Annotated in this window: 25 protein-coding genes; 23 read left to right on the forward strand and 2 right to left on the reverse strand. The window is 37.0% G+C overall.

Translation table 11 applies throughout. The features are described from left to right. The first annotated feature begins 28 nt into the window (after window positions 1–28). The 6 genes from tuaC to tuaH are packed head-to-tail and all read left to right on the forward strand — an operon-like array spanning window position 29 to window position 6,290. The gene (gene tuaC, locus MHH96_RS07360; RefSeq protein WP_047944267.1) at window positions 29–1,258 is read left to right on the forward strand and encodes a teichuronic acid biosynthesis protein TuaC; all 1,230 of its coding nucleotides are present in this window, start codon (window positions 29–31) and stop codon (window positions 1,256–1,258) included. Then, window positions 1,255–2,184, forward strand: coding sequence for an NAD-dependent epimerase/dehydratase family protein (locus MHH96_RS07365; protein ID WP_047944266.1), 930 nt, complete (start codon window positions 1,255–1,257; stop codon window positions 2,182–2,184). Before tuaC ends, MHH96_RS07365 begins: the two co-directional genes overlap by 4 nt. A 19-nt stretch (window positions 2,185–2,203) precedes the next feature. Beyond that, window positions 2,204–3,643, forward strand: coding sequence for an O-antigen ligase family protein (locus MHH96_RS07370; RefSeq protein WP_053215789.1), 1,440 nt, complete (start codon window positions 2,204–2,206; stop codon window positions 3,641–3,643). Window positions 3,644–3,672: 29 nt separating this feature from the next. After that, entirely contained in the window at window positions 3,673–4,338 is a 666-nt protein-coding gene (locus tag MHH96_RS07375; protein ID WP_047944265.1) for a hypothetical protein, read from the forward strand. A 15-nt stretch (window positions 4,339–4,353) separates the two neighbouring features. After that, window positions 4,354–5,103, forward strand: coding sequence for a teichuronic acid biosynthesis protein TuaG (tuaG, locus tag MHH96_RS07380; protein WP_047944264.1), 750 nt, complete (start codon window positions 4,354–4,356; stop codon window positions 5,101–5,103). 20 nt (window positions 5,104–5,123) lie between these two features. After that, window positions 5,124–6,290: a teichuronic acid biosynthesis protein TuaH gene (gene tuaH / locus MHH96_RS07385; RefSeq protein WP_047944263.1), complete on the forward strand. Its 1,167-nt coding sequence runs from the start codon at window positions 5,124–5,126 to the stop codon at window positions 6,288–6,290. 40 nt (window positions 6,291–6,330) lie between these two features. Here tuaH and MHH96_RS07390 read toward each other — a convergent pair whose 3' ends face one another. Next, a complete protein-coding gene (locus tag MHH96_RS07390; protein ID WP_047944262.1) occupies window positions 6,331–6,753 on the reverse strand; it encodes an Rrf2 family transcriptional regulator in 423 nt (140 codons plus the stop codon). A gap of 296 nt (window positions 6,754–7,049) precedes the next feature. Here MHH96_RS07390 and MHH96_RS07395 point away from each other — a divergent pair, with 296 nt between their 5' ends. The 16 genes from MHH96_RS07395 (at window position 7,050) to murB (ending at window position 23,500) form a co-directional block, all read left to right on the forward strand. After that, window positions 7,050–8,438 carry a protoporphyrinogen oxidase gene (locus MHH96_RS07395; RefSeq protein WP_047944261.1) on the forward strand — a complete coding sequence of 463 codons (1,389 nt, stop codon included), beginning with the start codon at window positions 7,050–7,052 and terminating at the stop codon, window positions 8,436–8,438. Window positions 8,439–8,656: 218 nt separating this feature from the next. After that, window positions 8,657–10,000: a histidine kinase N-terminal 7TM domain-containing diguanylate cyclase gene (locus tag MHH96_RS07400; protein ID WP_341117001.1), complete on the forward strand. Its 1,344-nt coding sequence runs from the start codon at window positions 8,657–8,659 to the stop codon at window positions 9,998–10,000. After that, window positions 9,985–10,227, forward strand: a complete 243-nt coding sequence (locus MHH96_RS25595; protein ID WP_445669006.1) for a GGDEF domain-containing protein — start codon at window positions 9,985–9,987, stop codon at window positions 10,225–10,227. Before MHH96_RS07400 ends, MHH96_RS25595 begins: the two co-directional genes overlap by 16 nt. A 324-nt stretch (window positions 10,228–10,551) precedes the next feature. After that, window positions 10,552–10,875 carry a DUF3870 domain-containing protein gene (locus MHH96_RS07405; RefSeq protein WP_047944259.1) on the forward strand — a complete coding sequence of 108 codons (324 nt, stop codon included), beginning with the start codon at window positions 10,552–10,554 and terminating at the stop codon, window positions 10,873–10,875. 121 nt (window positions 10,876–10,996) lie between these two features. Next, window positions 10,997–11,824 (forward strand): M55 family metallopeptidase, encoded by an 828-nt coding sequence (locus MHH96_RS07410; RefSeq protein ID WP_047944258.1) that lies wholly within the window; start codon window positions 10,997–10,999, stop codon window positions 11,822–11,824. 12 nt (window positions 11,825–11,836) lie between these two features. After that, window positions 11,837–12,766: an ABC transporter permease gene (locus MHH96_RS07415; protein WP_047944257.1), complete on the forward strand. Its 930-nt coding sequence runs from the start codon at window positions 11,837–11,839 to the stop codon at window positions 12,764–12,766. A gap of 2 nt (window positions 12,767–12,768) precedes the next feature. After that, window positions 12,769–13,731, forward strand: a complete 963-nt coding sequence (locus MHH96_RS07420; protein ID WP_161798413.1) for an ABC transporter permease — start codon at window positions 12,769–12,771, stop codon at window positions 13,729–13,731. Continuing rightward, entirely contained in the window at window positions 13,731–14,723 is a 993-nt protein-coding gene (locus tag MHH96_RS07425) for an ABC transporter ATP-binding protein (RefSeq protein ID WP_047944255.1), read from the forward strand. Before MHH96_RS07420 ends, MHH96_RS07425 begins: the two co-directional genes overlap by 1 nt. Before the next feature lie 100 nt (window positions 14,724–14,823). Beyond that, on the forward strand, window positions 14,824–16,437 hold the full coding sequence (locus MHH96_RS07430; RefSeq protein ID WP_047944254.1) for a peptide ABC transporter substrate-binding protein: 1,614 nt from the start codon (window positions 14,824–14,826) through the stop codon (window positions 16,435–16,437). Between the two features lie 83 nt (window positions 16,438–16,520). Further along, entirely contained in the window at window positions 16,521–17,441 is a 921-nt protein-coding gene (locus MHH96_RS07435) for an LD-carboxypeptidase (RefSeq protein ID WP_144545963.1), read from the forward strand. Between the two features lie 84 nt (window positions 17,442–17,525). Next, window positions 17,526–18,626: a dipeptide epimerase gene (locus MHH96_RS07440; RefSeq protein ID WP_047944251.1), complete on the forward strand. Its 1,101-nt coding sequence runs from the start codon at window positions 17,526–17,528 to the stop codon at window positions 18,624–18,626. After that, entirely contained in the window at window positions 18,623–19,540 is a 918-nt protein-coding gene (locus tag MHH96_RS07445) for a C40 family peptidase (RefSeq protein WP_047944250.1), read from the forward strand. Before MHH96_RS07440 ends, MHH96_RS07445 begins: the two co-directional genes overlap by 4 nt. Window positions 19,541–19,552: 12 nt before the next feature. Then, entirely contained in the window at window positions 19,553–20,512 is a 960-nt protein-coding gene (locus tag MHH96_RS07450) for an ABC transporter ATP-binding protein (protein ID WP_047944249.1), read from the forward strand. Window positions 20,513–20,523: 11 nt separating this feature from the next. Then, window positions 20,524–21,315 (forward strand): serine hydrolase, encoded by a 792-nt coding sequence (locus MHH96_RS07455; protein WP_061800071.1) that lies wholly within the window; start codon window positions 20,524–20,526, stop codon window positions 21,313–21,315. 256 nt (window positions 21,316–21,571) lie between these two features. Then, entirely contained in the window at window positions 21,572–22,390 is an 819-nt protein-coding gene (locus MHH96_RS07460; protein ID WP_341117005.1) for an ABC transporter ATP-binding protein, read from the forward strand. Window positions 22,391–22,588: 198 nt separating this feature from the next. After that, entirely contained in the window at window positions 22,589–23,500 is a 912-nt protein-coding gene (gene murB / locus MHH96_RS07465) for a UDP-N-acetylmuramate dehydrogenase (protein WP_047944247.1), read from the forward strand. Window positions 23,501–23,582: 82 nt separating this feature from the next. On the opposite strand, the gene MHH96_RS07470 is transcribed toward murB, so the two are convergent. Continuing rightward, entirely contained in the window at window positions 23,583–24,212 is a 630-nt protein-coding gene (locus MHH96_RS07470; RefSeq protein WP_053215787.1) for a VanZ family protein, read from the reverse strand. Window positions 24,213–24,386: 174 nt separating this feature from the next. Here MHH96_RS07470 and MHH96_RS07475 point away from each other — a divergent pair, with 174 nt between their 5' ends. Then, on the forward strand, window positions 24,387–25,286 hold the full coding sequence (locus tag MHH96_RS07475; RefSeq protein WP_235850483.1) for an aldo/keto reductase: 900 nt from the start codon (window positions 24,387–24,389) through the stop codon (window positions 25,284–25,286). Window positions 25,287–25,361 lie beyond the last annotated feature (75 nt).

Here is a 25,361-nt window from a genome sequence, read left to right on the forward strand (position 1 = left end):
GAATAAGCTGAACGATAGGATGTGTATCATGAAAGTATTGTGGATAACGAGTGTTTACCCTAGTGCAGATAACCCTGGAAGCGGGGTGTTTCATGAAACACAGGTAAGAGCATTATCCTCTTTAGGAGTGGATATAACAGTTATTAATCCAGTTCCATTAAATCCTTTTTTCTTTCGACTATGGAAGAAAAAATATCATAAAAAGAACTATCCATATTTAGAGAAAAGGCATGGCATAAACATATATAGGCCTGTGTATAGGGCGACACCTGGTCAACTTCGCTGGTTCCAGCCAGATAAGCGCATTGCAGAATGTATTCTTAAAACTTGGAAGAAAGAGAACATAGAGGTCGATTTGATCCATGCACACTTCGCTATGCCTTCGGGAGGGGCAGCAAGAATTGTTGCCGCTAAATGTAAAAAGCCTTGGCTGCTCACATTACATGGAAGTGATGTCTATATTTATCCATCATTTAGTCGAAGTGCGGAACGGATTTTTCAAAAAACGGTAAAGTCCGCAGATGAAGTTATTGCCGTAGGAGAACATCTTGCTGCTGCAGCTGAGACAAAAACTGGGAGAAAATGTATACCGTTACCGATAGGAATTGATTTATCGAAATTTAAATTACCGCAGGCAGCCAATTTAAAAGCGAGCTATAGAGAGGAATTAGCATTACCTGTTAATAAAAAAATCATTTTGTTTGTAGGGCGTCTTGTGAAAGAAAAAGGGATTTTTGAATTAGCAGAGGCATTATCTTATCTTCCGGAAGATTATGTAGTGGTTTATGTGGGGGCTGGCCCAGAAAAAGAAAAGCTGCAAAAAAATAATTTGTATAATAAACGATTATTCTTAGCAGGACAAATTCCTAATGAGATAGTAAGCGATTATTTGTCAGCATGCGATACTTTTATCTTACCGTCCTATTCGGAAGGATTACCGACCGTTGTTATAGAGGCGATGGCTTTGAAGATACCGACAATTTGCACAAGTGTCGGCGGGATACCTGATTTATTTGGAGAGTACACCAATTTGCTGATTCAGCCTCGGTCGGTACAAGCGATTGTAACAAGAGTGAAAGAGCAGGCAGCTGATGCAGCCTTGTTTGACAAGGCTGCAGAACAATTATATCAGCGTGTTCTTGATAACTATTCTGCAGTTGATAATGCTAAAAAACTACTGGGAACTTACCAAGAATTGGCGAGCAAGTCGATAGAATCTACTAATCAATTAAATCACTTTTGGGAGGAAGCGAAATGACCAAGGTTCTTGTTACTGGTGGAGCGGGCTTTATTGGTTCACATATTGTAGAGAGTTTGTTAGAAGAAGGATATGAAGTAATAGTTATCGATAATTTTTCTACGGGTAAATTTGAGAATATACAGGATTTAGCTGTTAAAATATGCCCGTTTGATATAACAGATTCTCGTGTGATTGATTATATTGTCGACTTAAATCCTGATTTTATTATTCATCAAGCTGCCCAAGTAAGTGTGGCAGAATCAGTGCATGACATATTACATGATGAAAATGTAAATGTAAAAGGATCATTACATGTCATTAAAGCAGCTATTCGCGGTTCCGTCCGGAAAATACTATTTGCCTCTTCGGCAGCTGTATACGGGAATCCAGTGAAGCTCCCTGTTACGACAGAACATCCAACTTTGCCGGAATCACCCTATGGATTAACAAAATTAACGGTCGAAAAATATTTGAAGTTAGCTTCTAAATTATATGGACTGTCGTATGGAATTTTAAGATATAGCAATGTCTATGGACCGCGGCAGGATGGTAAAGGAGAAGGTGGGGTTATCTCTATTTTTGCTGATCGTGTTTTTGAAGAAAAACCACCAATTATTTACGGTTCTGGAGAACAAACAAGAGATTTCATTTATGTAAAAGACGTTGCGAATGCAAATTTACATGCGTTAAAGCAGGACGAAAATCTTTGCCTGAATATTTCATCCAATAACCGAATCTCGATAAATCAACTTTGGGAGAAGATAGCTGATATAAGCGAGGTACCATTAAAACCAATTTATAAAGCAGACAGAGAAGGCGATATTCTCCATAGTATTTTATGCAATGAACAGACCATGCAACAACTGAATTGGCAGCCACAAACCAATTTAGAATATGGATTAAGAGAAACGCTATTCTCATCTAAACAAGTTTTACAAAAGTAGGGAGGAAGGATTGTAGAAGTTGGGAACTAACCGTACAGTAAGCAAAACAATAGGATTCACCGTATTAGGGATCGGTTGTCTTACCGTTTTATATTGGACAACGATGTATCAATTAACTTGGATGCTTCCCATCGTATGTATATGGATTGCGATTCAATTAGGAATATATTTGAAGTCAGTCATAACACTTGATCAGTTATTTCAAAATGTCATGTATGTCTTATTGCTTTCCACTTTTCTTAACCAATCCATTCTTAGTGTGAAAGTTGGTGCTTTTTCTGTTTTCTTATACAGAATATTGTTATTATTAGCAATTGTTTTATATATGGGCACTGCTTTTTACAGAAAAAGGATGGTACAGGATTTTAATCGCAGTGGGCTACCGTTTATTTGGTTGTTCTTTGGTGGATGGATTCTTTATGGAACCATTTCGATTCTTTGGTCTATTTCTATTATTGCTTCCATTAAATACATGTCCTTATTGGTAATGGGAATAGCATTTGTCTATTTAGCGAATGTGACATTTAAAACACGGCAACAGCTAAAGTACTTTTTGGCAGGATGGCTTGGAATGACCATTTTATTAGTGGGAATAGGATTCGTGAATTATTTCTTTTCTATTCAATTACCAAGTTCCGGTCTGTATGGTGCTTCCAGTTATAAACTATCGTATCCAACAGCCGTCTTTTACAATCAAAATGATTTTGCTGTCTATTTAGGCATTTCTTTTTTCTTCTTTTTAGCTGTTGTAAAAAATACCAAGAGAACAATGCTGAAGGGATCTATGTTTGTTTTTAGCGTCCTAGTCTTCCTGCTTATTTATTTAACGGAATCACGTGCTGGAATACTTGCCCTTGCAGGAGGCGGATTAGTGTATATATTCCTGATCATTCCAAAGTGGTGGAAGAAACTAATATTACGAATTAGTCTTGGAGTAGGAATACTAGGAGGGATTTTGTTTGCTAACAGAGGATTTAGTAAAATTCAGAGTCTTATAGAGTTAGCCGGACAATATGAGCTAAATGAAGTGTTACCATCAAACTTAGCGAGAATCAATCTTTTAAGAAATACGTTTTCTTATTTGCTCGATTCTTACGGATTTGGAATCGGAGCAGGAAATATTCCTTATTATCTGGAGTATAAGAGTTATTTTCCAACAGGAAATGTCTACCAAGTGCATAATTGGTATGCTGAAATCGCCGGCAACTTTGGGTTAATGATTTTGTTTGGCTACTTAATGATATTGATTTATGCATTTATATCATTCTATCGAGCATACGAGAAGGCGGACAGCGGTACCGATAAAATGTTGTTAGAGGCGTGTATGATCGGAATGGTAGCATTCGTTATTTCGAGTATCAGCCCAAGCTCTGTGATGAACTTATATTTTCATTGGGTATTTCTTGGGTTTATTTTATGTACTCTGTCTGTTTATAAAAATAGAAAGCTAGAATCTTAACTTTCATAGCAGAAAGGGAGAGTTCGTTTGTGAGGTCTGTTTTATCAATTATAGCAGCTAGATGGAAAAAATATTTTATCCCTTTATTATTGCTTAGTGTCCTTTTAGGAGCAATAGGATGGTTTGTCCCAGCTGGGAAAGAAAGGGGAGCAGTTAAAGCAGAGGCCACTATTTTACTAGGGAATTATGAAAATGAGTACTTAAATAATAGTGAAGTAATTGCATCCTTATTAAGAAATGAAACGACTTTTGTACACTATTTACCCGGTGTCGATATAGAGAAGGAACAGCTTCTTATTTCTGCGGATACCCCTAAAAAGATCAGCTTTACACTTACTGGTTCAAGTGAACAAGAAGCCGTAGATTCCTTATCAGAATTAGTAGCTGCCTTTCTGGAAATGGATCAACAGTATTATCAAGAAAAAGATGAAATTATCTCAGAAAGCATTAATCAGCTTCAAGAAAAACCTGTTCAAGCAGAATCAGCTGTTGATCAACAACGATTTCTATATGAATTAAAAACGAAACAAGTAAATATGCAGCCAGCAATGTTAGTTAAGGATGTCGCAGCAATAAGTGGGGATAATCGTGTAATCTCTCCCCAAGATCGAGCGCTAATGGGTGTAATGATCGGCATCATGCTCAGTTGTTTATGGATAATTTATCCGGTGTTCTTAAAATCCGAGATCGAATAAAGAGGTGAGTGGGAGATGGTTCCATCTGTATCCATTATTATGCCTTCCTATAATTGTAAAGAGTATATATCTTTTAGCATCCAGTCTGTTAGGGAACAAACATACACAGATTGGGAACTGCTCATTGTTGATGACCATTCCACAGACGGCACAGTCGAGGTATTAAAAGAATGGGAAAAAGTAGAGGAGAGAATTCGAGTTTTTTACCGAACGGTTAATGGAGGAGCGGCTGTTGCTCGGAATATGGCGCTCGAGCATGCGCGTGGAAAATATATTGCCTTTTTAGACAGTGATGACCGATGGAAACAAGAAAAGCTTGAAATTCAACTAGCATATATGAAGGAAAATCAGTATGCTTTCACCTTTACTGCTTATGAGTGTATTGATCAAAAAGGAGAGCGGATCAATAAATATATTCGGGTTCCTGAGCAAGTGGATTATCAAACCATGCTAAAAAATACAATTGTTGGCTGTCTGACTGTTCTAATTGATCGTGATCAAGTAGGGGATTTTCAAATGCCCAACATCCGTACTCGGCAGGATCTAGCAACTTGGTTAATGATTTTGAAGCGAGGTTTCCGTGCATTTGGCTTAAACGAAATATTAGCAGAATATAGAGTAGGAAATGATTCTATCTCTAAAAATAAATGGAAAGCAGCAAAAAATAATTGGCATGTTTATCGTCAAATAGAGCAGTTAAATTTCTTGCAGTCATCCTGGTATTTTTCTCATTATGCTTATAATGCTATTCGGAAAAGACTGTAGAAGGTAGAGGAGCATAGAAAATGAGAACAATCCATGTTATCGTTGCAACTGGCGTTTGGAATTTAGACAATTTGACTTATCGAAGACATCGATTTGCAGAGTTTCTGCAAAAGCAGCAGGAAACTGAGGAAGTAATCTGGTTATGTCCAGGGGAAAAACAGACATCAGAAGTAACGAGGTTAGAAAATGGTATTTACCAGTGGATAATCAGTGATTTGGGAAATTATAAAGTACAACGTTTCGCTCGATTTATCCCTTTTTTCTACCAAAAGAAGCTCCGAAGTTTAAGTAATTATTTAGCAGAAAAGAAAGGGAATTATTTGGTGAATTTATGGTATACCTATCCTGCTTTTCCGACTTTGTATAAGATATATTCATGGGATCAAATCGTTTATGACTGCAGTGATTTATGGGCAGAACAATTGAGCGGGAAATTTTCTTTCCTTTCTTATTTAAAGCAAAAGATCATCTATCAAAGTGAACAAACAATTGTTGAAAAAGCAAGTTATATTACTTGTACTTCATGCTTTTTAGCGGCGGAAATAATAAGTAGAACACCAGCCTATCGAGACAAGATTTTTACGTATGAAAACGGAGTAGAATACCAGCTTTTTCAGGAACAGAAGAATAGGGAGCCGGTTATTGAGAAAGAAGGGCTGATGATTGGGTACATTGGTGGGATTAAACCAAAACTTGATTTTGAATTAATCCAGCAAATTGCACAAAGAAGAAGAGATTGGACCATTTTATTAGTTGGACCTGATGGAACGAATAACAGCCCGGGATTTATGAAATTATTGAAGGAACCAAATATTCGATGGATGGGAAGTGTCCCGAGAAATCAGGTTCCTGCTTATATGCATATGCTTGATATAGGGATTATGCCATATAAGGATACTCCATATAATAAGGCTATTTTTCCATTAAAGCTTTTTGAATTTCTTGCTGCTGGAAAGCCAGTGATAGGGATGAACTTGCCTTCAACAAAAGGATATGTGGAAGGAGGCGTTTATGAACTTTTGCTAGGGGAGACAGAAGTAAATCAATTTATTCATGCCTGTGAAAAGATGGCAGAGAATGCTGGTAGCCAAACGTGGCAGAGCAGAAGAAAGCAACTTGCCATGTTAAAAGATTGGGAGAATATCTTCCAAGAGATGATCCAAGTCGACAAAAAAACTAGCATATGAGGATACCTGATGGCTAGTTTTTTTGTCGTTCTTATTCAGGCTAAATTTTACTGTATATTTCCATTTCATCCATTATATCTTGTAATGTAATATGTTCTAATTCCTTTTCCATTGTTAGTTGAATGGTAGAAAAAGTCTGGTTTAAGATTGGATGAATTTTGCTTCCTATCGGGCAACGGTGATTTGGATGATCATGTATTGCGAACCATTCACTTTTTGATTGAACGGCTAAATAAATGTCTAAAAGGGTAATATCAGCAGGAGGTTTTAATAAGGATGCCCCAGAAATGCCTGCTCTGCTCGTTAGCATTCCTCCTCTTTTCAAAAGTCCGCACATTCTTCTTATCACTACAGGATTTGTATTCACACTTTCTGCAATAGAATCAGAGGTTATTTGTTCGTATGGTTTCGAGGCAATTAAAGATAGGATATGAATAGCAACAGATAGCCGGCTGTTAGCCATAATAGATAAACACCACCAATCAAATTTTTTGTCATTCATTAGGAATACGTTATAATTGTTGCGTTGATAAAATTGATAGCGAATCCGAAGAGAAGCGCTTACATTACGTGGCTACTATTATTATACAATGGAATATAAGGGCATAATCAGCTAATTTGCGATTAAATTGTGAACAAATAGACACAAAAAAAGCGATGATGGTGAGAAAGAAAATGGTCATGATGCTTTATAATAAAAAAAGCTATTAATAAGAAGGTATTTAGAAGAGGGAATTTTGCTAAAAGAGGTGGAAGAAAGTGAAAACGGTTTTAGTTATAGGTGGTGGGATAACAGGATTATCTGCCATGTATTATTTGCAGAAGGAAAATAGAGAAAGACAATTAGGACTTCGACTAGTTTTAGTGGAGGCAAATGACTACCTAGGCGGGAAAATCCATACGGTTACAAAAGATGATCTGCTTATGGAAACAGGAGCAGATTCCATTGTTGCCCGCAATAAAAATGTTCTTCCCTTTGTTAAGGAACTTAATTTAGAAGAAGAAATTGTTTATAACGCAACAGGGACATCTTATATTCATACACAAAACAAATTATTAGAAATTCCCAAGGATTCTATTTTCGGTATTCCGATGACATTAGAAGCTCTTTTTACAAGTGAACTACTTTCCACTCGAGGAAAGCTAGAGGCTTTAAAGGATCTTTTTCGTACTAAGTCAAGCTTTACGAGAGAATCCTCCATTGGTGAATTTTTAGAGTATTATCTGGGAAAGGAAATCGTAGAAAAGCAGATTGCACCAGTTCTTGCGGGCGTTTACTCTGGAAATATTTATTCATTAACAATGGGCTCCACCCTACCTTATCTGCTCGAATATAAGGAAAAGTATGGAAGCATCATCCGTGGGCTAGGGAAGAATAAAGAATCGTTTCAATCGGCTGCGAATAAGAAATTTATTTCTTTTAAAGATGGGTTATCTACAATTATTGATCGACTGGAGAAGGTATTAGAAGATGTATCCATTAGAAAGGGAATAGCTGTTACACGAATAAATAAGGAAGCAGACCAATATAAAGTTCAATTATCCAATGGGGAAGAAGAAGTGGCAGACATGGTTGTCTTATCTACTCCCCACAATGTAACACAGCATATTTTAAGGAAGGATGAATTAAATCCTGTCTTTAGCAAGCTGAAAAATTCGTCCAATATCACCTTATATTTGTCCTATGATATTTCCGATGATGAACTGCCTAAAGATGGTACAGGCTTTATAGTCGCAGGGGATAGTGACATTGTTTGTAATGCTTGTACGTGGACAAGTAGAAAGTGGAAGCATACATCGAAGAATAATCAGCTATTATTGCGTCTATTCTATAAAAAAACAAATCCAGCCTATGAACGGCTAAATAGCCTTACAGAAGAGGAACTAATCCAAGAGGCTAGAAAGGATATAGAGAGAAGTCTTGGTATTACTTCAAAACCTAAAAGTTATGAAGTGACAAAATGGACTAATGCGATGCCTGTTTACTCATTAGAACATAAGCAAGCAGTAGAACAACTTAGCCAAGACTTAGCTCTTTTATATCCTAATGTGCATCTAGCTGGTTGTTCCTACTATGGAGTAGGAATTGCAGCATGTATAGCGAATGGGGAAGAAACAGCTAAGAAAATTTTGCATTCCATAGAATAAGAAAAGTGCAGAGCCATAGTAGGAAGGCTCTGTTTTTTTGTGAAATGATTTGATAATGGAGCAATCGCTTGCTATTTATTTTGTAAAATAGCCGATTTTTAATCTCTTAATCTAGTAACGGGTTTTCACAAGATTTATAATAGGTGGAAGAACATAAAGAAAAGAGGAACTAACTAAATGAACAAAAGCCAGATGATGAGGATACAGGAGCAAAAGTAATGGATCATACTGTCATGGTATTTATTGTTTTAATCACGATGTCGGGTGCATTGCATGTGATATTAGCCATTATTGCGTATATGAATAGACAGGCATTTGAAGGAATGCGAACATTCCTATGGTTTTCCTGTTTTAATGCTATTTATGCATTTGGGTATGCATTAGGTCTTGCCAGCTCAACGATAGAAGAAATGAAATTTTGGACAGCTGTTCAGTATTTAGGTATGCCGTTTTCGGCACCAGCTACATTAATTCTTGTTTTACAATATATCGGCTACGATAGGCATTTAAATAAAAAAATGTATTTTTTCTATTATTTAATCCCAGCGCTTTCCTTTTTACTCGTTGCGACAAATGATTATCATCATTTATTCTATCAATCTGTATATTTAGAATATCGAAACGCAACTCCTCTCATGCAAATTACAATGGGACAATGGTATTTACTACATGGTGCTTATTCGTTTGGAACGTCTGCCATTGCCTTTATATTACTATCGATTTATTGGTTTAAAGAGAAATCTAGGCAAACAAAACAAGTAGCCATACTATTGACAGGAATTCTTGTCCCTGTTGGCGCGTCTTTTTCTTATTTGATAGGACTTACTCCAAACGGCTTAGATCCTGTTCCAATTGCCATGCTATTTTCTAGTTCTCTCTATTTATATGCCATTATATCTACGAAATTTTTGCTGGTTCCGCCAATAGAAAAAGATTATATATTTGAAAGTATGGGAGATGCAGTATTAGTTTTAGATCAGACATATCATCTAAAAGATTTTAATAAGGCTGCTTCTAGGTTGTTTTCGGATGTAAAAACAGGAAAACACATAGCAGCTGTATTAGGGTTGGATGATCAGATTCTTGGGCTGCTAAAAAACATCGATACGGATTCTGTCATATCGGAAGTAGAGAGGACTAATAAATCAGCAACGGAATATTATCAAGTTAAGATCTCTCCGATTAAAAAAGGAGAGTCAGCTATTGTTGGTATTTCGATTATATTTACGAATATTACGGAACAAAAGAAGGAACAGCTCAGTTTAACAAAATTGGCATACACAGATAGTCTGACACAAATATCTAATCGTGCCTATGTGACAGCAATTGCTGAAGAGATGCTTACCAAGCATAGAAAGATAGCCGTTATCCTGTTTGATGTTGATCATTTCAAGAAAATAAATGATACATATGGACATTTTGGGGGAGACGAAGCATTAAAGCATATTGCCTCTCTAAGTAAAGCTCTTGTGCCTAAGAATGGAGTTTTTGGCGAGAGGAATTTATTCTTTTTCTATTTGGAAAAGAAGCAGATTCAGCCATTTCTATTTCTGGGAAATTAAGGAGGGTAATCGCAGAAACCCCTTTATATTATAAGGAAATAGTAATTAATATTACTGCGAGCTTTGGTGTAGCTATAAAGGAAAACTGTCTAGCTCTTACCCCGTTGATAAGCGAGGCGGATGAAGCGCTATATGCATCTAAAAGAGAGGGAAGAAATACCGTTTGTGTAGTAGAAAATGGAGAATACATTAAATTAGACTCTTCTCCGTTAGTAAAAGGAAAATAATATAGGAAGGGAGTCCCCTCATACGGTATGTGGATGTTAGCGGTGGTGTTCTAATAATGTTATTTTTTCTTACACTATTTGTTAAAATATTTAGAAAATACTCAAAAATGTATTGCGTAAAAAAGAGTGGTGTATTACAATTTTTTATATAATCTAAATCTATCTTTTTTCGTCTAGGTCAAAATGATAGAGAGAAAAGTTTGTTAGTTTTGCTGTTATTCAAGACAGAGCCCTTTTCTTACGACATATGCATTGCTTCGAATGTTTATGATGATCTCATAAATATCTCGTGCAATATCCAGATGTTTATAGGAGGAGTATCACATGTATCATGCAAATACCATATATATTATTGGAGAAAGTAAAACATCCTCTAATAATGCCATTATGCAGCAATACAATGGTTTTTTTATTGCATTAGTGGTGGATAGAGTCTCTCATACAATTATTGATGCAGAATGTTCTTCCACTATCAATATAACCTCTTCCTTCATTAAGTCTATTGTTGTCGGGAAATCGATGGTAGATTTAGACACCGTTTTAAAGGAAGTAGAAAATCGTTATTTTGGATCTTCTCAAAAAGCAGTTATGGTTGCTTTTAAGAATGCCCATATTAAATATAAACAACTATTAAAAGAATTAGTATAAACTGCTTTTTCTGTTATACGCAGAGAAAATCCAGTTGATAGAGATTTTACTTCTCTGTTAGCTGGATTTTTTTATTTTGTACAAATAAGATGGATCAAAAAAATGTGGGAGGTTTTTCTAAATGGGCAAAATTTATATGTCAGTTGATATGGAAGGAATAACAGGGTTAATTGATCACACACAGGTTGATTCTAATAAGCTAAATTATGAAAGAAGCCGTATCTTGATGACAGATGAAGCAAATTATGTTGTCACAAGTCTATTTGATCAAGGCATAGAAGAAGTGGTTGTAAATGACAGCCATAGTAAAATGAATAATTTATTAATAGAAAGATTTCATCCAAAAACAAAGTTAATAACAGGGGATGTGAAGCCATATTCAATGGTGCAAGGGCTTGATGCTAGTTATGACGGGGCAATCTTTGTCGGGTATCATGCGCGAGCTTCTGTTCCTGGTGTTATGACCCATAGCATGATTTTTGGAGTCCGTAATATGTACATAGATGACGTTGTTGTTGGAGAATTAGGATTTAATGCTTATGTTGCAGGATATTTTGGTGTTCCAATTATTCTTGTAGCAGGGGACGATCAAGCAGCACAAGAAGCAGAGCAGTTAATTCCTAATGTAACAACAGCGATTGTGAAAAATAGTATTTCAAGATCAGCAGCGATGAGTTTAACTCCTGCCCAGGCTGGAGAATTGCTAAAAGAAAAGACAAGGGAAGCGTTAGAAAAAAAGCACTTAGTAAAGCCTTTAGTACCACCTGCTACTCCATTGCTCCGCATCGAATTTGCGAACTATGGACAAGCTGAATGGGCTCATTTAATGCCGGGAACCGAGATAGAGCCTGGTACTACAATTGTTCGTTTTCAAGCAAAAAACATCTTAGAAGCATATCAAGCTATGCTGGTTATGACTGAACTTGCGATGAGAACAACATTTTGTTAGGTGGTGAGACCGATGAAATCTTATTATGTTAAGCGCTTTTTCTCGATGCTCGTGACGTTATGGGTCATTATTACGATTACTTTCTTTTTAATGCATTTTACACCTGGTTCTCCATTTAATGATGAAAGAACGACAAATGACGCGATTCAGAAGAATTTAGAAGAGCAATATCATTTAGATAAACCGCTCATTGTTCAATATGGTATGTATTTAAAACAAATAGCAACCTTTGACTTTGGCATTTCGATAAAAAAATCATCGCAGACAGTAAATGAAATGATTGGAAGAGGATTTCCTGTCTCTTTTGAACTTGGCATGGTTTCCTTAATAGTCGCGGTTATTTCGGGGATAACACTTGGCGTAATTGCCTCCCTTAAACACAATGGGGTCATCGATTATGCAGCGATGACAATAGCAGTAATAGGAATTTCCATTCCTAACTTTGTTTTAGCAACCATGTTGATTCAACAGTTCGCTGTTAATTGGAGGATACTCCCAACGGCTACTTGGTCAAGCTGGAAGCATATGATTCTACCAACGATAGCACTTGCGACAGGTCCAACTGCCATTATTGCTCGGTTAACGAGAACGAGCATGCTAGAGGTATTAACACAAGATTATATAAAAACAGCTAAGGCAAAGGGACTTTCTCCATTCAAAATAATTGTCAAACACGCCCTGCGCAATGCTCTTTTGCCAGTTGTAACTTTATTAGGTGCTTTGGCGGCCAGTATTTTGACTGGTACCTTCGTGATTGAAAAAATATTTGCGATTCCTGGTATGGGGAAATACTTTGTAGATAGTATTAATAATCGTGATTATCCTGTTATTATGGGGACGACTATTTTTTACAGTACCATTTTAATTATTATGCTGTTCCTCGTTGATTTAGCATATGGCATATTGGATCCGCGAATAAAACTTCAGAAGAAGGAGGGCTAGCAATGGGCTTACGTCAAGAAACAATGTATGAAAAAAAGGACGATATTGCTCTTGATGAATGGTTTGTACCAATAGAGAAACAGCATGGGGAGGCTGAAGCCGTTGTTCGTCCAAGCCTATCCTATTGGCAAGAAGCATGGAGAAATCTTTGGAAGAATAAATTAGCGATGGGAGCATTTTTTTTCTTAATTTTATTAATTATTATGTCTATCATTGGTCCGATAATTTCTCCCCATTCGATTTCGGAGCAAAAGCTTATTAATCAAAATCAGCCGCCTTCTTCTGAATATTGGTTTGGGACAGATAGTCTGGGCAGAGACGTCTTTTCAAGAACCTGGTATGGGGCCAGAATATCGTTGTTTGTTGGGATTGCAGCTGCCGTCATTGATTTTTTGATAGGAGTTGCTTACGGTGGGCTATCGGGATACAAGGGTGGCAAGATGGATCACATCATGATGAGAATAGTAGAAGTACTATATGGACTCCCATATTTATTAATCGTTATTTTAATGTCTGTTGTGATGGGTCCGGGACTAGGATCTATTATTATTGCCTTGTCTATTACAGGATGGGTTGGAATGGCCCGCATAGTTAGAGGACAAGTTCTTCAAATAAAAAACTATGAATTTATTTTAGCATCGAAAACTTTTGGAGCTAAAACTTACAGAATAATTAGAAAAAACCTCCTTCCAAATACAATGGGCCCGATAATTGTTCAAATGACTTTAACAGTTCCCTCTGCAATATTTGCAGAAGCGTTTTTAAGCTTTTTAGGGCTTGGCATTCAAGCACCTTTAACAAGCTGGGGGGTTATGGCAGATGAAGGATTATCTGCTATTTTAACAGGTCATTGGTGGAGGCTGTTTTTTCCAACCTTATTTATATCGCTTACGATGTTTGCTTTCAATGTATTAGGGGATGGACTCCAGGATGCTCTTGATCCAAAGCTGAGGGGTGGAAAATAATGACGACAATACTAGAAATCCGTAATCTTCATGTTTCTTTTGCGTCTTATGGAGGAGAGGTAAAAGCGGTACGAGGAGTAAATTTTTCTTTGGAAAAGGGGGAAACTTTAGCCATTGTTGGAGAATCTGGCTGTGGAAAAAGCGTTACATCGCAAACGATTATGCGATTAATTCCGAGTCCGCCAGGAAGAATTACAGACGGCTCTATTTTATATAAAGGGATGGATCTCACCAAGCTGAAAGATGAAGAGATGAGAAAAATTCGCGGTGCCGATATCTCTATGATTTTCCAAGATCCAATGACAGCTTTAAATCCTACGCTGACGATTGGAGATCAGATTATGGAAGGCATTAAACAGCACAAGCAGATTTCAAAAGCAGAAGCAAAAGATAAGGCGATTGAAATGCTTACATTAGTTGGCATCCCTAATCCCGAAATGCGATTGAAACAATATCCTCACCAATTTAGCGGAGGGATGAGACAGCGAATAGTGATCGCGATGGCATTGATTTGTGAACCAGAGATTTTAATTGCAGATGAGCCTACAACAGCTTTAGATGTAACAATCCAAGCACAGATTTTGGACTTATTCCGAGAGATTCAACAAAAAAGAGAAGTGTCCATTATTCTAATCACACATGATTTAGGGGTAGTTGCTCAAGTAGCTGATCGTGTAGCGGTTATGTACGCAGGAAAAATAGTGGAGATGGGGAATAGAAGAGATATTTTCTATTCTCCCCAGCATCCATATACAAAGGGCTTGCTAAATTCTGTCCCAAGATTGGATCAGGAAGGAGAGCTGGTGCCAATAGACGGAACTCCTCCAGATTTATTTTCTCCGCCAGAAGGCTGCTCCTTTACGGCAAGATGCCCGTATGCGATGGAAGTGTGCAAAAGAGTGTATCCGTCAAAAAGTAATTTGAGTGCTCAACATCAAGTCAATTGCTGGCTGCAGGATGAGCGGGCAAGGCGGGTATTGCACACGATTTAACGATTGGAAATCTTCGAAATATAGTTTTTAGCTATTTTTTGACTTTAAAGAAAAAGTCATTTTATAGATTATGAGATGAAAACGATGTGGGGGGAATACGATGAAAAAGATAACGATCGGTTTTTTGGCTATGATGATAATTTTGTCACTTGCTGCTTGTACAGCAAATAGTGATGCAGGAAAGGAAAAGGCGGCAGGGGAAACGAAAGAAAAGGTATTAAATTTAAACAATGGACAAGAGCCTAGTTCCTTCGATCCGCCGATTGGTTTTGATAGTGTTTCGTGGACAGCTTTAAACAATTTAATGGAGGGGTTAACACGATTGGATAACAATCATGAGCCTCAAGCGGCTATAGCTGAAAAATGGGATGTGTCAGAAGACGGAAAAGTATACACTTTCCATTTAAGAGATAATGCAAATTGGTCTAATGGAGATCCAGTTACTGCGGGTGATTTTGTCTTTGCTTGGAAACGATTGTTAAATCCAGATACGAAATCGCCAGCTGCTTTCCTTGGTTATTTTATTGAGGGGGGAGAAGCATATGCAAACGGAGAAGGTTCAGCAGAGGATGTAAAACTTAAAGCAGTTAATGAAAAAACGCTTGAAGTTACCTTAACAAACCCGCAAGCTTATTTTCTAAATGTTATCACTAATCCTGCATTTTTTCCGATTAATGAAAAGGTAGCGACAGAAAATCCAGAATGGTTTTCAGAGGCAGATTCATTTGTAGGAAATGGTCCATTTAAATTAACTAAATGGGAGCATGACAGCTATTTTGAAATGGAGAAAAACGAAAAATATTGGGATGCTGATACCGTTAAGTTAGATAAAATACACTGGGCAATGGTGGATGATTCCAATACAGAGTATCAAATGTTCCAAAATGGGGAATTGGATGTTTCTGATGTTCCAGCAGAATTAAGTGAGCAGCTATTTAGTGAAGGAAAAGTTAAAGTAGAAGACCAGGCAGGAACGTATTTTTATCGATTTAATGTGACAAAAGAGCCGTTCACAAATAAAAATATTCGTAAAGCTTTTGCTTTAGCTGTTGATCAACAGCAAATCGTCGATTATGTAACAAAAAATCAAGAGAAACCTGCCTATGGCTTTGTTTCATATGGATACTTGGACAATGACGAGAAGGATTTCCGTGAAACGAGTGGAGATTTAATAAAGACAGATGTGGAAGCAGCAAAGAAACTGCTTGAACAAGGAATGAAGGAAGAAGGATATACAACCTTGCCGGAAGTAACGCTTACCTATAGTACTAGTGATACTCATAAAGCAATAGCGGAAGCTTTACAAGCAATGTTTAAGGATAATCTTGGCGTAGACGTCAAGCTTGCCAATATGGAAGCAAGTGTCTTTACGCAAGAACAAACTGCACTAAAGCTGCAATTATCCAGAAGCTCTTTCCTTGCAGACTATGGAGATCCGATTAACTTTCTTGAAAACTTCCAATCTGGTTTGGCAATGAATAGAACAGGTTGGTCAAATGCGGAATATGATCAATTAATTAAAGATGCTAAAAATGAATCGGATGAAGCAAAACGTTTTGAATTAATGTATAAAGCAGAAAAATTATTGTTGGATGAGGCACCAATTTTCCCTATTCATTTCTATAACTATGTGTATTTACAAAACGACAGTGTGACGGGAATTGTTCGTCATCCGGTTGGATACCTTGAATTAAAATGGGCGGATAAAAAATAAGAAGAGAGCAGAAGGGATGAACAAAAGGCATCCCTTCTTTCCTTAAAGCATTAAAAAAACGAAAAAAGAAAGGGATAATAAAAGTGATAAAGCCGGAACGTTTAAAAAAAGGAGATACCATTGCCGTTATTGCTCCAGCTAGTCCGCCATCGCCCGATTCTTTACAGAAAGGCATCCAGTATTTAGAAGAGGAATTAGGGTTAAAAGTAAAGGTTGGACAACATGTTTACGATCAATACGGTTACTTAGCAGGAGAAGATGAAGCTAGATTAATAGATTTAGAAAATGCGTTTTTAGATCAAGAAGTAAAGGGAATTATTTGTGCTTGTGGGGGTTATGGAACCGCTAGATTGGCAAGTCAAATTAACTATTCCATCATTGCTCAAAATCCGAAGATATTTTGGGGCTACAGTGATATAACGTTTCTGCATACTGCAATTGCTAAAAGAACTGGATTAGTTACTTTTCATGGTCCGATGCTTTCCTCGGATATTGGAATGGAAGACTGTCATCCTTTATCGAAAGCTTTATTAAAACAATTATTTCAACCGCAAGAAATAATGTATACAGAAGAGTACTCAAACGTGGATGTTTTAGTAGAAGGGAGGGCCTCAGGAAGGATAACAGGAGGAAACCTTTCTCTTATCACAAGCTCGATCGGTACTCCTTTTGAAATAGATACCAAAGCAAAAATTCTACTGATAGAAGATATAAATGAAGAGCCGCGATCCGTAGACCGAATGCTTAATCAATTACAGCAAGCTGGAAAGCTGACAGATGCTGCCGGAATTATTATTGGTGATTTTCATCAATGTCAACCCAAAAGAGACAAGTCGCTTGCGTTAGACGAAGTGATCAACCACTATATTCAAAGAGCAGGGAAACCAACTATGAAGGGATTTAAAATAGGACATTGTTCGCCACATATATCTATTCCGCTAGGGGTTAATGCAGAAATAAACACGAATGAAAAAGTACTAATTATTGATAGCGGAGTGGAATAAATTAGAAGAAGTAAAAGCTGGAGAGTAAGTTAATTGGCATAGCAACACTAGAAAACAAGATTTTAAAAATAAGGATGATACATAGTGAAAATAACTAAAATCGAAACATTCCGTGTCGCAGTTCCATTAATTAAACCTTTTAAGACAGCGTTACGAACTGTAACGATTGCTGATTCTGTATATGTAAAAATTACATGCGAAAACGGAATTGTTGGTTGGGGAGAAGCACCGCCGACTTTAGTAATAACAGGAGATAGTCTAAAAAGCATCGAAGCATCCATTCATGAAGTGTTCAAACCTTATTTATTGAGCAAAAGCATTTTGCAGCTTGAATTATTGCTTCAAGGAATCCAGCAAATACTTGTTGGAAATGTGAGTGCAAAGGCAGCAATTGATATGGCCCTATATGACTGTTTTTCTCAATATTGTAAGCTGCCACTTTATCAATTATTGGGTGGATATAATAATACATTGGAAACAGACTATACAGTTAGTGTCAATGACCCGGTAGAAATGGGAGAAGACGCAATGAGCTATGTTAAACAAGGGTTTAATGTATTAAAGATTAAAGTGGGAAAAGATGAAATACAAACAGATATTAATAGAATAATAGAGATTAGAAGAAGAGTAGGAAGTGAAATTAAATTAAGACTGGACGCTAACCAAGGCTGGAGCCCGAAAGAGGCAGTTGTAGCTATACGAAAAATGGAGGACTTAGGACTTAATATCGAATTAGTGGAACAGCCAGTTAAAGCGGATGATATCCAAGGTTTAAAGAAGGTAACTGATTCAGTAGACACATTAATTATGGCTGATGAGGCTGTATTTACTCCACAGCAGGCCTTTGAGGTGCTGAAAACACGCAGTGCAGATTTAATTAATATTAAATTAATGAAATCAGGGGGCATCTACCGTGCCCAGATTATCAATCATTTAGCTGAAGTTTCAGGAATGGAATGTATGGTCGGAAGTATGATTGAAACTAAATTAGGAATTACTGCTGCGGCCCATTTTGCAGCAAGTAAAAAGAATATAACTCGTTATGACTTTGATGCACCACTGATGCTGGCCCGAGATATAGTAGATGGCGGTGTTCAATATGACGGAAGAAACATCATTTTATCTAAGCAATTTGGTTTAGGGATAAATCATATTCTTGTACACGAAAAGGAGAATGTGGGATGAATAAATATGATGTGAGAATAGTGGATGTTCCTGTTGCTACCCTCTGGACAACTGAATATTCAGCAAGAGAAATAGACGCAGGGGCAATTGATAATCCTTGTGATATAAAGAGCTGGATTGCGAGTCTTGATTATGAAAAAGGACTAGAGCTTTGTACAGAGAACTTAGTACAATCACAAGTATTGTATGGGCAAGAGGTATATGTATTGGAAGAAAAAGGCGACTGGACATATGTAGCATTGCCCAATCAAGCAACTCGGAAAAATCAGCTTGGCTACCCGGGGTGGATACCTAAAAAACAACTTGTAAAAAGGGAAGGTTATTCTTTACAAAGTGGACCGATTGCAATAGTTGAAGCATCTGCAGCAGAGTTATGTGATGGTAATAAAAATGCAATATTGTCATTATCCTTTCAAACGAGACTCCCGCTAAAAAAACAAGAAGGAGAGTGGGTTCAAGTGTCGACACCTTCTGGGGAAGGGTGGATTAGAGCAGCGGATGTAGTCGTTTATCCCTCTTTTCAAGATGTCCGTAAAGGAACAGGGAAAGATATAGTAAAACAAGGAGAACGATTTTTGAAACTGGACTATTTATGGGGCGGCATGAGTTCGTTCGGTTATGATTGCTCTGGTTTCAGTTACAGTATGTGCTTAGCGAATGGGTATGTGATACCGAGAGATGCCAGTGAGCAAGCAGAGGCAGGGAAAAATATTCCTTTAGAGGAAATGGAGCCAGGAGATTTATTGTTTTTTGCTTACGAGGAAGGGAAAGGACATATCCACCATGTAGGTATTTATTATGGAGAAAATAAATTGCTTCATTCCCCAAAGACAGGAAAGACAATCGAAATTATTCCTTTAGAAAATACAATCTATGAAAAAGAATTATGTGTAGCAAGAAGATATTGGGAATAAGGAGAGAGTGGGATGACACAGCAGGTTCTATTGAAAGTAGAAAATGTATCGAAGCATTTTGAATTAGAGAAGAATACGACATTACAAGCAGTATCTAATGTATCCTTTTCTATCAAGAAAGGAGAAACATTTGGTATTGTCGGTGAATCAGGCTGTGGAAAATCGACATTAGGCAGAACGATTATGGGATTATATAAAGCATCGAATGGGCAAGTTTTATACAATGATATCAATATGGGAAGTATGTCTGAAAAGGATAATTTTTCATTTCGACGAAAAATGCAAATGATTTTTCAGGATCCCTATGCTTCGTTAAATCCTCGTTCCACGGTCCGGGAAATTTTGGCAGAGCCTTTAGAAATTCATGGAGTCTATCGAACAAAGGAAGAAAAAAATACTCGTATAGATGAGTTATTGGAAAGTGTAGGGCTGAATAGAGAACATGCCAATCGTTTTCCCCATGAATTTAGCGGGGGACAAAGACAAAGAATTGGCATTGCGAGAGCATTAGCCCTAGAGCCGGAATTTATTATTGCAGATGAGCCGATCTCCGCACTAGATGTTTCTGTGCAAGCACAAGTAGTAAATCTATTAAAAAGGCTGCAAAGAGAAAAACAATTAACCTATCTATTTATAGCCCATGATTTATCGATGGTAAAGCAGATTAGTGATCGAATTGGTGTCATGTACTTAGGGAATTTAGTAGAGTTAACAGACAGTAAGGCATTGTATTCCAATCCCCTACATCCATATACACAGGCACTTCTTTCTGCTATTCCTATTCCAGATCCAGATATAGAAGACAAAAGAGAACGAATTATCTTAAAAGGGGAATTACCAAGTCCAGTTGACCCGCCAAGTGGTTGTGTTTTTCGAACCCGCTGTCCCCATGCGATGGATATTTGTGCCAATAAAAAGCCAGATTGGCAAGAGCGAGAAAATGGCCATTTTGTAGCCTGTCACCTTTATTAGGATATAACAGGATGAATATGGAGAAATTAAGCAAGCTTATAAATAAAATTGTACAGGAATATGAGGGAGAAGGTCATTTTGGGATAGCTATGGAATGGAGAGGGCAAGGTTTTTTTCTAAATGAAAACGACGTCTTCCCCAGTGCTAGTCTCATTAAATTACCAGTTATGGTCGAAAGCTTTATGCAAAGCTCAGGTGGAACACTGGCGTTAGAAGATTTAGTGGAGGTTAGAAGCCTCCTAAGAACAGGGGGAGCGGGTATTGTTCAATACATGTCTCCGCAAAGTCGTTTATCGATTCGTGATTTACTTACTTTAATGATGATTGTTTCGGATAATATGGCAACCAATTATTTGATTGAGCGACTTGGCATGGACAATGTGAATAGAAGATGTCAACAGCTTGGGATGTCATCAACCGTTCTGCAGCGAAAAATGATGGACCGAGAAGCGCGAAAAAGAAAAATTGAAAACTATACTTCTCCTCATGATATTCTCCGATGTCTAAAGGCGATTTATAACGATAGAAATCAGAGTGGGAAGACAATCTTATATCATCAGCAACTTCTTGATAAACTGCCGTATTATCGCGGAGAGAATAGTGGTATTAGAATTGCTAATAAAACTGGAGAATTGGATAAGGTGGAACACGATTGTGCCATCATAGAGCACGAGGATGAAATTATCTTTATTGCGATTTTAACAGATCAGCTTACAGCCAATCAGAAAGGGAAAGAACTAATCCAATTAATTGGAGCCAGTATTTTTGAGTGTTTATATGATAAAAAAAGTCTGAACGGATAAGGCAGACTTTTTTTTGCGTGAGTCAAATCAGAAAGGTGCAAGAAAAATTCGTGTAAATATGTGAAACAGTCTTGAATGAAATCCTCGTTCAAACTATAATAAATAATGAAAATCATTATCATTTATAATTTGTAAAGAAATAGATATCTCTTTTATCTTCGAATAAAGAAGGAAATAACGGCGGAAAATAGCAACAGAAAATGACTCCGAATTTATTATAAAACATATAGAAAGAACAGGAAGGAGGGGAAGAAGAATGGACATACTGGCTACAGATCAACTCAAAATTGGATATGAAGATAAAATTATTGTCGATGACTTGAATCTACGCGTGAAGGAAGGGGAAATTACAACCATTATTGGGCCTAATGGTTGTGGTAAGTCCACGATATTAAAGACTCTTGCGCGGATTCATAAAGCAAAGGAAGGGTTTGTATATCTAGACGGAGAAATGATACACAAAATCCCTACTAAAAAAATTGCCCAAAGAATGGCAGTGCTTCCTCAATCACCAGACGCACCGAATGGATTAACGATTTATGATTTAGTTTCCTATGGTCGTTCCCCTCATCAAAGAGGATTTGGGCGATTAGGAGAGAAAGATAAAGAAGTGATAAATTGGGCATTAGAAGTAACTGGTTTAACAGAGCTGAAGGATCAAGAAGTTGATACATTATCAGGTGGTCAGCGTCAAAGAGCGTGGATTGCGATGGCGATTGCGCAGGAAACAAATCTTCTGTTATTAGATGAACCGACAACGTATTTAGATATGGCTCATCAACTGGAAGTACTGAAATTGTTAAAGAAACTGAATGAAGAAGAAAATCGAACTATTGTGATGGTTATTCATGATCTGAACCATGCAGCAAGATTTTCCGATCATATGGTCGCGATGAGAAATGGTAAATTGATGAAAGAGGGAACAGCGGAAGAGGTAATGACAGAAGAGGTTCTAAAAGAAGTTTTCCAAATAGATGCTGTTGTTGTAAAGGACCCTAGAACGAATAAGCCTGCTTGTCTTTCTTACGACTTATTACACCAAAAGGAAAGAGAATTAGTAGCATTCGCTAAGTAATGGATAAAAGATTACTTAGCTTTTTTTTATATATGAAAACTTGTCCTATTCTTTTTTTAGCATGAAGAGAAGGGGGTTCTCATATAATGGGATTGAGTACATTTCACATAAATTTGCTTATTATCGTCGTACCTATTTATAATTTTGGTATACTATTAGAATAGTGTAGTCAGAAATATGTATAGAAGGTTGAGATTAATGGATAAAAATATACTGCTAAAAAAATTTCTTGAAATATTGCCTGAAGAAAGTGTAAAAATGGATGAGGCGTTAAATAAATATACGTATACTAAAATTGGTGGGAAGGCTGATTTTTTACTTTTTCCGCAAACATATGAACAATTACAGTCAGCGTATAAATTAGCCCTTACACAAAATGTGCCGATTACGATATTAGGAAATGGTTCTAATGTGTTGATTAGAGATGGTGGAATTCGTGGGGTTGTATTTAATTTAACTAAGCTTGAGGAAATTTCTCTTGCAGGCAATAAAGTGGTTGCCCAAAGTGGTGCGGCGATTATTGAGACCTCTAGATTTGCATTAGAGCATTCTTTAACTGGATTGGAATTTGCTTGTGGAATTCCAGGTTCTGTCGGCGGAGCGTTATATATGAATGCGGGGGCCTATGGTGGAGAGGTTGCTGATGTTTTGGAATCAGCAAAAGTATTAACGAAAACAGGTGAAATTCAAACAGTAACAAAAGAGGAATTAGAACTTGGCTACCGTACTAGTAGTATAGAGAAAAATGGCTGGGTGGCATTAGAAGGAACTTTCTCTCTGCAAACAGGTGAGTATGCAGAAATTAAGGCGAAAATGGATGAACTTACTTTCTTGCGTGAATCTAAACAACCGTTAGAATATCCTTCATGTGGGAGTGTCTTTAAAAGACCGCCTAACCATTTTGCAGGGAAACTGATTCAAGACAGCGGTCTTCAAGGAACGAAAATAGGTGGTGCACAAGTTTCTACGAAACACGCAGGGTTCATTGTGAACGTAGAAGATGCTACAGCCAATGACTATCTATCCTTAATAAAACATGTCCAAAAAACAGTAAAAGAAAACTTTAACGTCGACCTTGAGACAGAAGTTAGAATTATTGGTGAGGAATAATAGGTTTGTTCTGTTTTCTTTAACAGGACAAAAGGGGTATTTGAAGGAGAATTCATCTTTTTCAGATACCCCTTTTTGGTGATTATTTTCTATCTATTTTCCGCAAAAATAACCGCATTAATAGATAGAGAAGATATCCTATTATCGCACCAAAGACATTTAGAATGAAATCATCTATATCGGCAGCTCGATCTGTAGTAAAGAAAAATTGGATTAGTTCAATGGAAAGGGAGCAGAGGATAGCAAGTCCTATTGTGATCAATGCTTGAAAGTGTTTTTTATATAACATAGGCAGTATAAAACCAAAGGGAATAAACAAGACGATGTTGCCTAAAGTATATAACATCCAAAAGAAAGGCGGCTTATATTTATATTGATACAAAATTTGAACATAGGGTGTAATATTCATTTTTCCTTCCGTTATGGTTGGTGGAGTGAAGTGAAAAGGAGCTAAAGTCACATAAGCAACAGTCAGTAAATAAAAGAAAAATAGATTGAGCAGAATTTCTTTAGAAAAAATGACTGAATTTCTTTCGTTCTTTCGTTGAAGTCGGAAATAGACCCATAACGGCACGGCCAGAATAAGAATAAAAGGAAAATTTAATCGTAATTGAACTCCACTCATCGACCATAATGTAATAAATAGAAAGAGAAAAATGATGACAAAGATTCCACTTTTTAATACATGCACAGATAATCGAAGTCCTTTCATTAATGTTTGTTCTCCTAAAAGTATATGAAGCTTGTTTGAAAATAGAATACAAAGCGAATTGCTTTACTCTTATTAAAGAAAAAAGCATACTAGGGGAGAAAGAGAATAGTTGTCTATATACTAATGAAGGAGATGAATCTTTTGAGTAGTAAAGTTCAAATCGGTCAAACGGCTATGCATGTTACGAAGCTAGGATATGGTGCAAACTCTGTCGGTGGTCATAATTTATTTCCGAATTTAAGTGATGAAACAGGAAAAAATGTAGTAAGAAGTGCATTGGATGCTGGGATTGATTTTCTTGATACCGCTTATGTATACGGATTAGGGAGATCAGAGGAATTAATCGGAGAGGTGCTGAAGGAAAGAGGCAACCGCCAAGATATTGTTCTTGCAAGCAAGGCTGCTCATAAATTAGTAGATGGCAAAATTGAACTTGATAATAGTAAAGAATTTTTACGTAAAGCGGTAGAAGATAGTTTAAAGCGTCTGCAAACAGATTATATTGATTTATTTTATGTTCACTTTCCAGATGGAGTTACTCCTATGGCTGAGGTAGCAGGAACATTAAAAGAATTAAAGGATGAAGGAAAGATTCTTGCAGTTGGAGCTTCGAATTTAGATGCCGAACAAATAGAGGAATTTAACCAAGATGGTTATCTAGAGGTATTCCAAGCAGAGTATTCTTTATTTAAAAGACAAGCAGAGGAAATATATTTACCATATTGTGTAGAAAACAATATTAGCTTTATTCCGTATTTTCCATTAGCTTCTGGATTATTAACCGGGAAGTACTCGAAGGATTCGATCATCAGCGGCGGAAAAGAAAATAATCCACTTTTCCAGGGAGAAGCATTTATTCGTAATGTAGAAAAGGTGGATCAATTAAAGCAAATGGCTGAAGCTAAAGGCTTTGATGCAACACATTTTGCACTAGCATGGCTGTTAGAGCAGCCTGCGGTTGATGTAATCATTCCAGGGGCGAAATCAACTGAACAGCTTAAGAATAATCTTCGAACATTAGACGTGTCATTAACGGAAGAAGAAGTAAAGAAAATTAGTGAGATATTTGCATAAGAGGTAATGCATCTAATGTGCGAATAAACTTGAGAGAGAATAATGATATCAATAAAAAAGCGATGAAGGGATATA

Source organism: Niallia sp. FSL K6-0212, assembly GCF_038007605.1.
GTDB lineage: Bacteria > Bacillota > Bacilli > Bacillales > Cytobacillaceae > Niallia > Niallia circulans.

Coding starts and splice junctions, on each gene's coding strand:
- tuaC (WP_047944267.1), top strand. CDS start 29: ATGAAAGTATTGTGGATAACGAGTGTTTACCCTAGTGCAGATAACCCT.
- MHH96_RS07445 (WP_047944250.1), top strand. CDS start 18,623: ATGAATAAATATGATGTGAGAATAGTGGATGTTCCTGTTGCTACCCTC.
- tuaG (WP_047944264.1), top strand. CDS start 4,354: ATGGTTCCATCTGTATCCATTATTATGCCTTCCTATAATTGTAAAGAG.
- MHH96_RS07460 (WP_341117005.1), top strand. CDS start 21,572: ATGGACATACTGGCTACAGATCAACTCAAAATTGGATATGAAGATAAA.
- MHH96_RS07390 (WP_047944262.1), bottom strand. CDS start 6,753: ATGGCTAACAGCCGGCTATCTGTTGCTATTCATATCCTATCTTTAATT.
- tuaH (WP_047944263.1), top strand. CDS start 5,124: ATGAGAACAATCCATGTTATCGTTGCAACTGGCGTTTGGAATTTAGAC.
- murB (WP_047944247.1), top strand. CDS start 22,589: ATGGATAAAAATATACTGCTAAAAAAATTTCTTGAAATATTGCCTGAA.
- MHH96_RS07470 (WP_053215787.1), bottom strand. CDS start 24,212: ATGAAAGGACTTCGATTATCTGTGCATGTATTAAAAAGTGGAATCTTT.
- MHH96_RS07475 (WP_235850483.1), top strand. CDS start 24,387: ATGCATGTTACGAAGCTAGGATATGGTGCAAACTCTGTCGGTGGTCAT.
- MHH96_RS07405 (WP_047944259.1), top strand. CDS start 10,552: ATGTATCATGCAAATACCATATATATTATTGGAGAAAGTAAAACATCC.
- MHH96_RS07365 (WP_047944266.1), top strand. CDS start 1,255: ATGACCAAGGTTCTTGTTACTGGTGGAGCGGGCTTTATTGGTTCACAT.
- MHH96_RS07455 (WP_061800071.1), top strand. CDS start 20,524: ATGAATATGGAGAAATTAAGCAAGCTTATAAATAAAATTGTACAGGAA.
- MHH96_RS07450 (WP_047944249.1), top strand. CDS start 19,553: ATGACACAGCAGGTTCTATTGAAAGTAGAAAATGTATCGAAGCATTTT.
- MHH96_RS07425 (WP_047944255.1), top strand. CDS start 13,731: ATGACGACAATACTAGAAATCCGTAATCTTCATGTTTCTTTTGCGTCT.
- MHH96_RS07430 (WP_047944254.1), top strand. CDS start 14,824: ATGAAAAAGATAACGATCGGTTTTTTGGCTATGATGATAATTTTGTCA.
- MHH96_RS07400 (WP_341117001.1), top strand. CDS start 8,657: ATGGATCATACTGTCATGGTATTTATTGTTTTAATCACGATGTCGGGT.
- MHH96_RS07415 (WP_047944257.1), top strand. CDS start 11,837: ATGAAATCTTATTATGTTAAGCGCTTTTTCTCGATGCTCGTGACGTTA.
- MHH96_RS07410 (WP_047944258.1), top strand. CDS start 10,997: ATGGGCAAAATTTATATGTCAGTTGATATGGAAGGAATAACAGGGTTA.
- MHH96_RS07420 (WP_161798413.1), top strand. CDS start 12,769: ATGGGCTTACGTCAAGAAACAATGTATGAAAAAAAGGACGATATTGCT.